General features: G+C 53.4%; 13 protein-coding genes. 12 read left to right on the plus strand and 1 reads right to left on the minus strand.

Going from position 1 to position 13,048, the window contains the following annotated elements; all coding sequences use genetic code 11:
* Positions 1 to 113 precede the first annotated feature (113 nt).
* Both BMY01_RS07895 and BMY01_RS07900 read left to right on the plus strand, forming a co-directional pair.
* Complete coding sequence (locus BMY01_RS07895) at positions 114 to 614, plus strand: universal stress protein (RefSeq protein WP_081353837.1); 501 nt, start codon at positions 114 to 116, stop codon at positions 612 to 614.
* A gap of 139 nt (positions 615 to 753) precedes the next feature.
* Entirely contained in the window at positions 754 to 1,086 is a 333-nt protein-coding gene (locus tag BMY01_RS07900) for a hypothetical protein (RefSeq protein ID WP_254772661.1), read from the plus strand.
* 334 nt (positions 1,087 to 1,420) lie between these two features.
* On the opposite strand, the gene BMY01_RS07905 is transcribed toward BMY01_RS07900, so the two are convergent.
* Positions 1,421 to 2,221, minus strand: coding sequence for an outer membrane protein assembly factor BamD (locus tag BMY01_RS07905; RefSeq protein WP_074745930.1), 801 nt, complete (start codon positions 2,219 to 2,221; stop codon positions 1,421 to 1,423).
* On the opposite strand from BMY01_RS07905, the gene rluD reads away from it, so the two are divergent.
* The 10 genes from rluD to BMY01_RS07960 all read left to right on the plus strand — a co-directional run bounded on the left by rluD (position 2,220) and on the right by BMY01_RS07960 (position 13,045).
* On the plus strand, positions 2,220 to 3,275 hold the full coding sequence (rluD, locus tag BMY01_RS07910) for a 23S rRNA pseudouridine(1911/1915/1917) synthase RluD (protein WP_074745932.1): 1,056 nt from the start codon (positions 2,220 to 2,222) through the stop codon (positions 3,273 to 3,275). The genes BMY01_RS07905 and rluD overlap by 2 nt on opposite strands.
* A complete protein-coding gene (gene pgeF, locus BMY01_RS07915) occupies positions 3,272 to 4,006 on the plus strand; it encodes a peptidoglycan editing factor PgeF (protein ID WP_074745934.1) in 735 nt (244 codons plus the stop codon). Before rluD ends, pgeF begins: the two co-directional genes overlap by 4 nt.
* A gap of 139 nt (positions 4,007 to 4,145) precedes the next feature.
* Positions 4,146 to 4,943, plus strand: a complete 798-nt coding sequence (locus BMY01_RS07920; protein ID WP_074745937.1) for a ZIP family metal transporter — start codon at positions 4,146 to 4,148, stop codon at positions 4,941 to 4,943.
* Between the two features lie 153 nt (positions 4,944 to 5,096).
* Positions 5,097 to 6,443, plus strand: coding sequence for a 30S ribosomal protein S12 methylthiotransferase RimO (gene rimO, locus BMY01_RS07925; protein ID WP_074745939.1), 1,347 nt, complete (start codon positions 5,097 to 5,099; stop codon positions 6,441 to 6,443).
* A 126-nt stretch (positions 6,444 to 6,569) separates the two neighbouring features.
* Entirely contained in the window at positions 6,570 to 7,061 is a 492-nt protein-coding gene (locus BMY01_RS07930; RefSeq protein ID WP_074745941.1) for a hypothetical protein, read from the plus strand.
* 1,155 nt (positions 7,062 to 8,216) lie between these two features.
* On the plus strand, positions 8,217 to 9,353 hold the full coding sequence (locus BMY01_RS07935) for an MlaE family ABC transporter permease (RefSeq protein WP_074746029.1): 1,137 nt from the start codon (positions 8,217 to 8,219) through the stop codon (positions 9,351 to 9,353).
* A 12-nt stretch (positions 9,354 to 9,365) separates the two neighbouring features.
* Positions 9,366 to 10,145 (plus strand): ABC transporter ATP-binding protein, encoded by a 780-nt coding sequence (locus BMY01_RS07940; RefSeq protein ID WP_074745943.1) that lies wholly within the window; start codon positions 9,366 to 9,368, stop codon positions 10,143 to 10,145.
* Between the two features lie 10 nt (positions 10,146 to 10,155).
* On the plus strand, positions 10,156 to 11,061 hold the full coding sequence (locus BMY01_RS07945) for an MlaD family protein (protein ID WP_074745945.1): 906 nt from the start codon (positions 10,156 to 10,158) through the stop codon (positions 11,059 to 11,061).
* A gap of 1 nt (position 11,062) precedes the next feature.
* Positions 11,063 to 11,716 carry an ABC-type transport auxiliary lipoprotein family protein gene (locus BMY01_RS07950; protein WP_074745948.1) on the plus strand — a complete coding sequence of 218 codons (654 nt, stop codon included), beginning with the start codon at positions 11,063 to 11,065 and terminating at the stop codon, positions 11,714 to 11,716.
* A gap of 285 nt (positions 11,717 to 12,001) precedes the next feature.
* Positions 12,002 to 13,045 (plus strand): DUF6607 family protein, encoded by a 1,044-nt coding sequence (locus BMY01_RS07960; protein WP_081353839.1) that lies wholly within the window; start codon positions 12,002 to 12,004, stop codon positions 13,043 to 13,045.
* Positions 13,046 to 13,048: the final 3 nt, after the last annotated feature.

The following is a 13,048-nucleotide window of genomic DNA, read 5'->3' on the forward strand; positions in this document are numbered from 1 at the left end:
TATTCAAAAATTGAGGTAATGTAACCTCAAGCCTTATCGGGAATAGCATCATCGGAGAGGACCCGGAAATCAATATTTGGTAAGTTTTCGCCCTGCGAATATGAATAAAGAAAATGATCGGTAGCTACAGACATATTCTCCTGGCAGTGGACTTTTCGGAGCACGGAAATCACGTTATCCGAAAAGCAAGGTATCTGGCGGAAACATTTCAGGCAAAGCTCAGCATCATTCATGTGCTGGATAACATTCCCATGCCTGACATGGCTTATGGAACCATTGTCCCCCTCGAGGAATATTCAGCTTACGAGTTGCTGGAAGCGGAAAAAAAGAAGCTGGAACAGGTGGCTGACCGTCTGGGAGTGGATGTCCGCCAGCGCTGGCTGGTATGGGGCGTGCCCGCACAGGAAATAGTTCGCGTAGCAGAGCAGGAACAGGTCGACCTCATTGTTGTCGGCTCGCACGGACGCCACGGCCTTGCACTACTGCTGGGATCGACAGCAAACAGCATTCTCCATCATGCGAAATGCGATGTTATCGCCATTCGCCTGCAGGATGAGGTAACGAGCGAGGAACCGATACTGGAGAGATCAGCGCTCGATCCCCTGGCATCCTAGTCTAAATAATTTCGAATTGTTCTCTTGCGCTCCGGGTATGAGGTGCTATACCTAAAAAAGCCCTGGAAGCTGCATCCCTGGCTATGATTTTTGAATAGCTAAGAAATCTTTATATAAGAGAGGGAAAAGGAGATTTATCGTGAAAACTGTAAAAACGGTACTAGCAGGAATCGGCGCAGCTGTACTGTTCAGTATGGGGCCAAGTACAATTGCGCAAGCGCAATCTGGCCTGATCAGTGTGGACATCAGAAACGTCGCGAACAATATTGCGAAAAACATCAATGTTGATGTCAGCCAGATCCCGGTCACTGTGCAGGCACCTGTTTCTGTAGCTGCTGCCGTATGTAACATTGCTGCAGATGTTCTAGGTACCCAAGCTGCCAGCGGAACTGGAAGCTGTACGGCGAGGAGCACTTCTAGTGCCTTGGATCAAATCGTACTCGAACAAATAAAGGGAACGACGCAAAGGTAAGCTGTTGCCCTACATCTAGGAAACGCTGAACAAGCTTCGCAGAGTACGTTGTTATCAAAATTAGGATGATCACAAGGCAGGCGACGAAGGTCATAACTCGGACTACGGTACAAAGGAGCGCACGAAGTGGCAAAACTGGGATCGTCATGACTACGGTTCCATCCCATCTCCACTTTGTTGCCGATATTCCGCTACCAAACCACACCTTTGCGTCGTTGCCTTTAGCGCATTCCATCCTGCAAAGTTCCGTCACCCTCGGGGAAACTTGTTCAGACGTTCCTAGCCCTCTATTTTGCAACTCAGTTATTCAACCGCCTCAGTGACATTGCCGGCATCACCAGAATTTCCACCAGGGCTCGCCGCTGACCCCTGTCGAGTCGGATAGGAAACGGCTGTTTGGAAAGTTTTTTCTCATGACACGATCGGCATCATCGCGCAAATCAGCCATGCCCAAGGCGTCGTAGGCCTTCACCATGATGAACAAGGCTTCTTCCGTCGCCGGTGTTTGCGGATATTCCTTCAAGGCATATTGGGCGCGGTTGGCTGCGGCAACATACCCTCCCCGTTTCATATAGTAGCGGGCCACCTGTATTTCATTCAGCGCCACGACGTTGACCAGATGCTTCATGCGTTGCACTGCATCGGGCGCGTACTTGCTTTTGGGAAAACGATTCACCAGCTCCTTGAAATTTTCAAATGATTCGTGCGATGCCTTGGGATCGCGCTCGCTCATGTCCTGGTTGAGAATTTTTTCCGTGACGATACCCATCAACCCCAGGTCATCGTTGAAATTCGCCAGACCCTTCAGGTAATACGCATAATCCACATTGGGATGGTTTGGATGAAGCTTGATGAAACGATCGGCAGCCGCAATCGCCAGCGCCTGCTCGCCATCCTTGTAATGCGCATAGCCGATTTCCAGCTGCGCCTGCTGCGCATAGCGCCCGTAAGGGTAGCGCGCTTCCAGCGCTTCGAACAGTTTGATGGCGGCAGCGTAATTGCCGTCGTTCAATTCCGACTTTGCCTCGGTATAGTATTTACTGGCCGACCACGCCTTGGTGTCCTCCATTTCCTTGGGAAACAGACCGCATGCCGATAGCAGCAATGCGAGAAATAAAGCTACACTACGTAACATGATGAATTCAGTGCCAGGAAAAAGGAATAACCATTATAGCCCAAAGCCAATAGTGCCCGAACCCGCGCATCCGACGCCCGAATCGCCCGAGAGGGTTGTCGAACTGATCATTCCCGACCATTGCGCCGGCCTCCGCCTGGATCAGGCCCTGGCGCAACTGTTGCCCAAATGGTCTCGCAGTCGGCTGCAATCATGGATTCTGGAAAAGAGGGTAAGAGTAGATGGCGCAAGCAGCGTTTCCCGGCAGAAAGTGTGGGGTGGGGAAAAGATCGAGCTCTATCCCGCACGTGATTCTGCTGAAACGGCCCACGCGCCGGAAGCCATTGCACTGGATATTGTCCACGAAGATAACGCCATCATTATCATCAATAAGCCCGCAGGGCTCGTGGTCCACCCCGGCAGCGGAAATTGGCAGGGCACCCTGCTCAATGCATTGCTGCACCATTCTCCGCAATTAAGCGGCATACCGCGCTCCGGTATCGTTCACCGCCTGGACAAGGAAACCAGCGGTCTCCTGGTAGTGGCAAAAACCCTGGAGGCCCAAACCAGCCTGGTGCGGCAGTTGCAAAAGCACACGGTCAAGCGGGATTATCTGGCGCTGGTCTGGGGCAGTATTTCCTCCCACGGATGGGTTGACGCACCAGTCGGCCGCCATCCGGTACAGCGGACCAGAATGGCAGTAGTCGCGAGTGGGAAGGAAGCACGTACACGTTACGAGGTATTGGAGCAATTCACCGATTGCACGTTGCTCAGGTGCAGCCTGGAGACAGGGCGCACCCATCAGATACGGGTGCACATGCAGTCTCTCGGCCATCCCCTGGTGGGAGATCCGTTGTATGGCGGCAAAGCAAAAAAAGGCAGCAGTGCGACGATGCAGTTGGCTGCTTTTCCCCGACAGGCGTTGCATGCCCACAGACTGGAATTGACGCATCCGCAGAATGGCCAGAGAATGGGATGGGAAGCGCCATTGCCGGAAGACATGAGCAATCTGCTGCTGATGCTTCAGAAAGCGCATGATAAAGAATCCCGTGCAATTCCAATCATGATCAAATGAACGACTGGATCACTCCCGGCTGGCCAGCCCCGCCCAATGTCAAAGCATTGTTCACTACACGCAACGGTGGAGTGAGTCATTCCCCTTATGCCAGCCTTAACCTGGGGGGGCATGTGGGCGACGAAACGGAAGCGGTCGCACAAAACCGCGCCCTGCTGCGGCGGTTTTTACCCGCCGAACCTCGGTGGCTGAAGCAGGTGCATGGGACGAGTACGATCGGTATCGACCGCAATGATTGCACGTCCTCATCCTGCGGCGACGCTGCATTCAGTGAGCGCTCCGGTCACATCTGCGCGATTCTTGTAGCCGACTGCCTGCCCATACTGTTGTGTGACCGCGAAGGAACCACGGTGGGCGCGCTTCACGGCGGGTGGCGCGGATTGGCCGGAGGAATCGTGGAACAGGCCATATCTGCGATGGGAACAAATCCGTCTTCTCTTATGGCCTGGCTCGGTCCGGCAATCGGTCCAAGGCATTTCGAAGTCGGGGAGGAAGTGCGCCTGGCTTTTACCCGGCGCGATGAAGAAGCCGCCCTCGCCTTTCGCCCGGGTCCCCACAAGGGGAAATGGTATGCCGACCTTTTCCTGCTGGCGCGGCAGCAGTTGAAGAATGCCGGTATTACCGAGGTATATGGCGGAGGGGAATGTACTTTCAGCGATCCCGCAAGGTTTTTTTCTTATCGGCGCGATGGCAGCACAGGGCGTATGGCCGCCCTGATCTGGCTGGTATAAATCGGCCGGTACAGCAGCGATAACGGCGATAATATGCCGATTGGAATGTCTTGTGGCCGGATCCACTCGCGCCGTCACCGTAATTTGGGCGCAACAGCGTATAATCGCGCCTTTTCCCGCGAGTGTCTCAATAGCATCGATGTCGACCTTTGCCTGGATCATCGTCACCAGCCTGTTCGGGGGTATCCTGAGCGTACTGTTCGCTGCCGTGCTGACGCTCAACACGCGCGCCTCCTGGGTTCAGATATTGATCTCGTATGCCATCGGGGCGCTATTGGGGGCCGCTTTCCTCAACGCACTACCGGAAGCGCTCGAACTTTCGAAAAACCCGGGGCAAATGACGGCCACGGTGCTGTTCGGTATCCTGCTATTCTTCATTCTGGAAAAACTGGTATTGTGGCGTCACTGCCATTCGGAAGAATGTGAAGTCCATGATCCTACCCGCAGCGTAATCGCCGCCGGAACACATCAGCACGATCACGGCCGCAGCGGCATGATGATCATGCTGGGCGACACGTTTCACAATTTCGTCGACGGCATACTGATTGCTGCCGCCTTCATGGCCGACATACAGTTGGGTATTGTCACCGCCATTGCCATCATTGCCCATGAAATTCCCCAGGAAGCCAGCGATTTTCTGATACTGCTCAATTCCGGCTATACCCGAAAACAGGCACTGCTTTTCAATCTGCTGTCCAGCGCGGCCACCCTGGTTGGGAGCATGTCGGCCTACTTCATGCTGCAGGACATGCGACACCTGATTCCGTCGCTGCTGGGCCTCGCAGCGGCGGCCATGATTTATGTGGCAATGTCGGATCTCATACCGGGTTTGCACAGGCGCCCGGAAATCGACGCGACCATCAAGCAGGTCGCCCTCATCACGCTCGGCATCAGTTCGATCTGGTTAGCTGGAAACCTGTTTGCTCATCATGCGTGAGCTTCATTTGCTCAAGCCCTTCTCACTCCACAAAAATCCTGAAGCGCATTCCCAATCTTCCGGGGAATCCTTATCCAGATATTTTGTCTCTGCAAAAATACATCATTCTTCTCACTCTGACTTTCCTTCGAGGAAAGCGATATTACAAATCAAATGGCATCTCTGAAACAACAGACTCCCCGTATCGGCTTTGTCTCCCTCGGTTGCCCGAAAGCCTTGGTGGACTCCGAGCAGATCCTTACCCAGCTGCGTGCCGAAGGCTATGAAACTTCCTCTACCTATGAGGATGCGGACCTTGTAGTCGTCAATACCTGCGGTTTTATCGATAGCGCGGTGGAAGAGTCACTCGACGCTATCGGCGAGGCGTTGGCGGAAAATGGCAAGGTGATCGTCACGGGTTGCCTTGGAGCAAAAGAAGGTGGGGATGTGGTCAAGCAAGCCCATCCACAAGTACTGGCGGTGACAGGACCTCACGCCATGCCCGAAGTCATGGCTGCGGTCCACATGCATCTGCCCCAGCCACACGATCCCTATACCAGTCTCATTCCTCCACAGGGTATAAAGCTGACACCCCGGCATTACGCCTATCTCAAGATTTCCGAAGGCTGCAATCACCGCTGCACCTTCTGCATCATCCCTTCGATGCGCGGAGACCTCGTCAGCCGCCCCATCCATCAGGTCATGGAGGAGGCGGAAAACCTGGTAAACGCAGGGGTCAGGGAATTGCTCGTCATTTCGCAGGATACGAGCGCCTATGGGATAGACGTCAAATACCGTACCGGTTTCTGGCAAGGCAGGCCGCTGAAAACGCGGATGACCGAACTGGCGCGCGCGCTGGGGGAATTAGGAGTATGGGTTCGCCTCCATTATGTTTATCCTTACCCGCATGTCGATGAAGTGATTCCGTTCATGGCCGAGGGGAAAATTCTTCCGTATCTCGATGTGCCGTTTCAGCACGCCAGTCCGCGTATCTTGAAGGCGATGAAACGTCCGGCCAACTCCGAAAACAATCTTTCCCGCATTCGGCGATGGCGTGAAGTCTGCCCGGATATCACGCTGCGCAGTACTTTCATTGTCGGCTTTCCCGGAGAAACGGAGGCGGAATTCGGACAGCTCCTGGAGTTTCTCGAGGAAGCGCAACTCGATCGTGTGGGCTGCTTTGCCTATTCACCTGTCGAGGGCGCGGCGGCGAACGCGCTCCCCGATCCTGTGCCGGAAGAGGTGAAAGAAGAGCGACGGGCGCGCTTCATGGCAACCCAGGAAAAAATCAGTGCTGAACGCCTGGCCCGCAAAATCGGCAAACGCATGATCGTACTGACAGACGACATAAGCAAAAACAAGGCTGTCGCCCGCAGTACTGCCGACGCTCCGGAAATCGATGGCCTGGTTTATATCGACAAAGCAAAAAACGTAAAACCGGGTGAATTTATTGAAGTTGAAATTACCCGCTCCGACGCGCATGATCTGCACGCGCGACAGGTCAGCGACAACTGGACGTAAGGAATCTCGAGTGGCTATCGGTTGACAAGCTCAGCATTAGAGCGATAATCCCGGTAAAAGCTGATTGCAGGAATCATGACGCAATAACAGGTGAGTGAGTAGAAACCGAACGGACGGGAGATCAAGTTGAAAAAGATTTTGGCTGTTTTTACTGCTCTACTGGCTTTTATAGCCGCTACTGCCACCGCCAGTGAAATCGACAAACGTCAGGTCCTCACGCTGAATGAGCTTCAGCGCGATCACGTATTAACGGAAATGCGCGCCCTGCTATCAGGAACTCAACGTATTCTCGAGGCCCTCTCCAAGGAAGACATGCTGGCGGTAGCAGGGCATGCTCGCGCACTGGGTATGGGCATGGCGCATAAGGGGGAAAATCATCTCCAGTCGGTGCTGCCTAAGGAATTCATGCAACTTGGCATGTCCGTGCACAAGGCGTTCGACGAAATCGCCGCTGATGCCGAGTCCCGGAAAGACTCGCGGCATACCTTGCGGCAATTAAGCGAATCGATGATGAAGTGTTCCACTTGCCATGTCACTTACCAGATTCGCCTCACAGAGCAGTCAAATGTCCCCTCAGGTGGTGCACCAGCGGCAGAACATTTTCACGACCACCATTAGCCTGAGGAAGCGCTGAACAAAACCCTCATAGGCACGACGGAGGATTGTTCAGCCGTTCCTAAGTTACTTTGCGATATCGCTGCGGTACATCTTGCCGCTCTTCATAATGAAGGAGGCATCTTCGAGGATGGTAATATCTTCGAGAGGATTACCGCGGGCGACATGATATCAGCATAGCAGAATTTTTCGAGGACGCCAACTTTGCCGGGTTGGTAGTCAGGCTTCAATACGAACGAAGCGCTCAATTTAACCCACTTACATCAACGCAACCAGCACCTCAAACCAGCATATCAAACCAAGCGAGCTGCGTAGAATTAGAGCAGGCGATATGAAATTCGATGAAGAATAATTTCGAATGATGATCTGCGCTTTGCTCCCCTCCATCCTTCATGAAGGAGATAAACCTGCTGTCCGGCAGCAGGAAAGCGGTCGCGTATGAATCCATGCGATCGGGGTAATAAGGAAAAAATAATCAGAATCAGAGCTGTATTTCAGCTTTAGAAGATACTGCTCCGATCCTGATTTTCTATTTATTATTATTGTCGTAGTTATTGTTATTACTGCTCCCCTCCTCTGTATTTATCCATCATTCAGCTTCGAGAAATCTGCCGAGGACGAGGCGTATACTGCCCATTTCGCTTCTTGTCTCTCGTCGCCTGAAGTTGATCAGGCACTTGGGAAGCCATGGAACACGTTCAGTACGCCTGTTATTAAAAGGGAGCTAATAATATAATAAGCAAATGCCGTGCCAGTTATTTAAATATTTTTAAAACAAATGGTTATCTATAAACCTCTATTTTCAAGATGTACAAGTGTAAGAAATTTCGGCAAATAGTGGGTCCATCTGGTCATACTGGCTGGCAAAAGCGGAAAAAACCGCAGCTTCCCTTCAAGCTTTCGTTGGAGGCGTATTCGTTCATTTTCCTTCCATGAACTTCGCTATTTCTCTTTCTGCTTCTGTTCGCCCCTCGCTTGCCTCAAAAGCCCGAATGCGTTTTACTAGGAGAATGGGTGGTATTGCAGCGGAACTGTTCAGCTATACTTTATAGGGACAAACTGCGCCACGAGGAATAAAGTAACCAATACCGGGCAAAGGCTGACACCAGAAAGAGCGGAAAAGCTTATCCTGACAAGCGTTTCCTGAGGATAATCATGATGTCGGAGATTCAAGGCAGCAATTCACCGATGGTATTGCGCCGCGTTACCGGCGCTGATGGAATTCCGCGCGTGATTGTTGAAGGGAACTGCACTCTCACTGCTTTAGGTGAGCGAATTCGACCGATTGCTGCGGAGCTTTCCGAGTACGCTACCGCACCGGAACTGCGGTGGGATCTTACACAGATAGCCCGGATGGATGACGCAGGAGCCGTTCTCCTATGGCGGGGCTGGGGTAATCAGCGGCCTCGGTATCTGTTTGTAAGACCTGAGCATGAAAGGCTTTTCGATCGGCTGGAAGAAACCTGGACCCCTCCTTCTGAAGCAACACCGGATCGGCTGTGGCCAATCATGGTGCTGGGAAAGGCAGTTTTCCTGTTGTGGGAGCATCTGGTCGGCCTCGTAATTCTGATGGGCCAGCTGGTGCTGGAAATAAAGTATCTGGCAGGCCACCCCTCGCGAATACCGTGGCGCGAAATTTCCGCGAATCTGTACCGGACCGGGGCGCAGGCGCTGGGTATCACGGCCCTGGTGGGATTTCTCATCGGTGTAGTATTGAGCTATCTCTCTTCCCGGCAACTGCAAATATTTGGAGCGCATATCTTCATCGTCAACATCCTGGGCATCAGCGTTATCCGGGAACTTGGACCCATGCTTGCCGCTATCCTGGTTGCCGGCCGTTCCGGTTCATCGATGACCGCACAATTGGGTGTGATGCGGGTAACCGAGGAACTGGATGCGCTGACGGTCATGGGTATTCCCCACAGTCTTCGGCTGATCCTGCCGAAAGTGATCGCCCTCGGTCTTGCGATGCCACTCGTTGTGCTATGGACCAGTGCTGTTGCACTGATAGGAGGAATGACCGTTGCCGAGTTCCAGCTTGGGCTGGGCTACAAGTTTTTTTTGAGCAGGCTTCCGGATGCCGTGGCCGTTTCCAACTTATGGCTGGGGCTGGGCAAAGGGATTGTATGCGGGATGGCAATTGCCTTGATCTCTTGCCACTTCGGTTTGAGGATCAAATCAAATACGGAAAGCCTGGGCGAAGGTACAACGAACTCGGTCGTCACATCCATTACCGTGGTAATTATTATCGATGCAATTTTTGCCGTGATCTTTTCGGATGTGGGATTAAGATAAAGCGGGAGGCGCATGCCGAAAAATAACTGCATTATCGAGGTGGAGGGATTGTATACCCAGTTCGGCAACCACGTCGTGCATGAAAATATCGGACTTTGCGTGCAGCGTGGAGAAGTATTGACGCTGGTCGGAGGCTCAGGTAGCGGAAAGACGGCGCTCATGCGGCAGATGCTCGGCCTCGAAACCCCCGCCCAAGGCACGGTGAAGGTTTTCGGAGAACCATTGCGCGACCGAAATCGCCAGCAGATACAGAACATGCGAAACCGCTGCGGGGTATTGTTCCAGAAAGGCGCCCTGTTCAGCGCGTTGTCGGTCTATGACAATATCGCCTTGCCGATGCGCGAGCTGCGCACGCTGGACGAAGAGATGATTCGCGATCTCGTGATGCTCAAGCTTGAAATGGTGGAAATCGCGCCTGTCCATGCAAATAAGATGCCTGCCGAGCTTTCCGGCGGCATGATCAAACGCATCGCGTTGGCGCGCGCGATGGCGCTTAATCCGGAGCTCCTGTTTCTGGACGAGCCAACGGCCGGGCTCGATCCAGAGCTCAGTGAGGGATTCGTCAGCCTTATCAAGACGATGCAATCCGAACTGACATTTACGATCATCATGGCGACTCACGACCTCGACACACTGGTTGCGCTTTCCGATCGTGTCGCGGTGCTGGCCGACAAACGTCTGGTGGCGTTGGGAACCGTGCGAGAGGTAATAAACACCAAACACGCTTTCATTTCCAATTTTTTCTGCGGCGTGCGCGGCAGGAAAACTTTGGAAAACAACAGTATCTTATAGGGGGGCGATTATGGAAAACCGGGCCCACGCCCTTGCGGCTGGTTTATTCGTAATTATTCTAGGTACAGCGCTGGCGGCTGCCGTCCTGTGGTTCGGTGGGGACACCATGATGCGCAACAAATACATGCTCGTGTCGGAGGTTCCGGTCTCGGGCCTGAATTCTCAGGCAATAGTACGTTACCGGGGAGTAACGGTCGGTAAAGTCGAGAACATCAAGCTGGATAAAAAGGATCCGCATAAGATTCTGATTCAGATCGCAGTGGACAAGAACGTGCCTTTGACCCGGAATGCATTTGCCCAACTGGGCTATCAGGGTTTGACGGGCCTGGCATACGTGCAGCTGAATGACGAGGACGGTGAAACCGAACAACTGGAAACTGATTCGGATGAACCCGCGCGAATTCCCCTGCGCCCCTCGTTATTCGACAGCATCACCAGTTCGGGCCAGCACCTGCTCGGTACTGCCAGCGTATTGATCGAAAGAATGAATCTCCTCCTCGAAGATGAGAATCGAACGCGATTCATGCATATACTGGAAAATACGGAAAAGGCGACGGGCCGCCTCTCCAGGGTTCTCAACCAGTTGGAGCCGGGGCTCAAGGCAATCCCGGGACTCGCTGCCGATGCAAGTTCCGTAATGAAAAATGCTGACCAGCTTGTAGTCGACCTCAACCAGATCACATCGAGGCTGAACCGGCAAGGAGGAGCCATCGATGGCCTTTCCGTAGCCACGGTAGAGCTGGGCGAAACCATGCGATCATTGCGGGAAGCAACGGAAGGTATCAAAAATACCACCCGCAGTGTCGACCGGGTGCTACTCCAGCTGGAAGATCAACCGACAAGCCTGCTGTTTGGCCGTCCTCCCCCGCCACCGGGTCCCGGTGAGACAGGTTTTGTGCCGCCAGGAAGTAGATGAGATGAAAAAATACTTGGTTCTTGCAGTGGCAATTGCAGCGCTGACAGCGTGCGCCGCTATTCGTAATCCAGCGCCGGTAGCGGTATATGATTTTGGATTACAGCCCTTCCCTATCCAGCCCAGTGCGGTCGATGCGGGGGGAAACAAGCAACTGCGGACAAGTCTGCTGGTCGCTGAGACCATTGCACCTGCCTGGCTCGATAGCACGGCGATTCATTACCGGCTAGCCTACGATGACCCCACACGGTTTCTCGCTTATCGCAGCAGCCGCTGGGCCTCGACACCTGCAAAGTTACTCACGCAACGCGTCAGAACACGCATTGCCGCCATTAATGAACGGGGAGTGATGAACACTGGCGAAGGTACGCGCGCAGATTACACATTGCGGCTCGACCTCGAAGAATTTGCCCAGGTGTTCGATACGCCTTCCCGAAGCAGCGCCATTGTGAGACTTCGCGCCAGCCTTATCGATCGCGCCACCCGTTACGCAGTTTCCCAGCGCAGCTTTGGGGTAGAGCTGCCCGCGCCAACGGCGAATGCCGCGGGCGCCGTAAAAGCCCTTACGGAGGCAAGCGATCAGTTGATTGAAAGCCTGATCGGATGGCTTGAGCAGGAACTTCGAGATAAAGGAAAGGAAGGTTTTTCGGAAGGATGATGTTTTTCATGAGCCTGAGACTCATGGCCAAATGGCCTCTGCTCCGGCATCTGCTGCTTCCCCGCTCGATTCGCCCCAAGCACGGAGCTCCAGTCACACCGCTCCCCCGCTGCAAAATCCCCCATGCCTTTATCATAACGAGCAGCTGGTATGACAGCGCGAGTACGGGAATCAGACACAAACCCGGTTTAAACTGCTAACCTGTCGCCCTGTCAGCCTGAACGCCTTTAAGCCTCAAACGTCATCTTTCAGGTACCACATTTGCATTTGTATGAGGAAATATCTATGAAACGTTCGCTTACTCTGGCCGCGAGCTTGCTTGCGCTGTCACTGCTCAGCGCTTGCGCAGGCAAGGTTCCCCTGCTGAAAAGCAGCCCATCCACAAAATCCGCTGAATCCGCCTATCCGACCATAGAGCGGCTGGTCGCGGGATGCGCAGAGGGTGAAAAGCCTTTTGATTGCGACCGGCGCGCTATACTCGCTATGCAGGGTGGATATGAGGTCCAGTTTAAATTCGACGAAACCGTCGTACTGCAACCGGGCTACAAGCGTTCGGAACCGAAGCGCAGCATGGGGTTCGAGTTCGTGCTCTTAGTGGAAGATACTGGCCGCAAGATTTCACTGCAACACATCCTGGTGATGGGGGGTGGCACAGTCACCAAGCACTGGCGCCAGGACTGGATCTATGAAGCGCCGACGCGCTGGGTCTACACCGGCAGCCAGCGATTCGAGCAACAAAAGCGTGATCCTGCTGAAATACCGGGAACATGGACACAACTGGTTTACGAAGTAAACGACGCACCCCGCTACTCGGGCAATGGCAAATGGAACCATCGATACGATGTATCGACCTGGACTTCGGAGCGCAACTGGCGGCCATTACCGCGCCGCGAGTACACCAAGCGCAGCGACTACCAGATCATCAGTACGGAGAATCGCCATACCATTGCACCTCAGGGGTGGACTCATGAGCAGGACAATACCAAGGTTATCCAGACGAAAGATGATAAGGATGCGGTATTGGTACGCGAGTTCGGCTTCAATGAATACCGTCGGATCAAAGGCTATGACTTTCAACCTGCGGTAAACTACTGGAACGATACTTCCGCCTTCTGGGCAGATGTGCGCAAACGGTGGGAAAACGAGTTCGCCACTCATGGGGCGATTACGCTATCGGTTGTCCCTGGTGATGAGTCCTTTAACATGGCGATCCTCGATCTCGCCGATGCGTACAGGAAAAACCCGCAGGCCGATATCTACCAGAAAAAGCTCGAAGATATCTTCAGCAAATACGTCAACGTCAGGAAGACACAAACCAGCCTCAGATAAGCA

This window comes from Nitrosospira multiformis (assembly GCF_900110185.1).
Classification (GTDB): domain Bacteria; phylum Pseudomonadota; class Gammaproteobacteria; order Burkholderiales; family Nitrosomonadaceae; genus Nitrosospira; species Nitrosospira multiformis_A.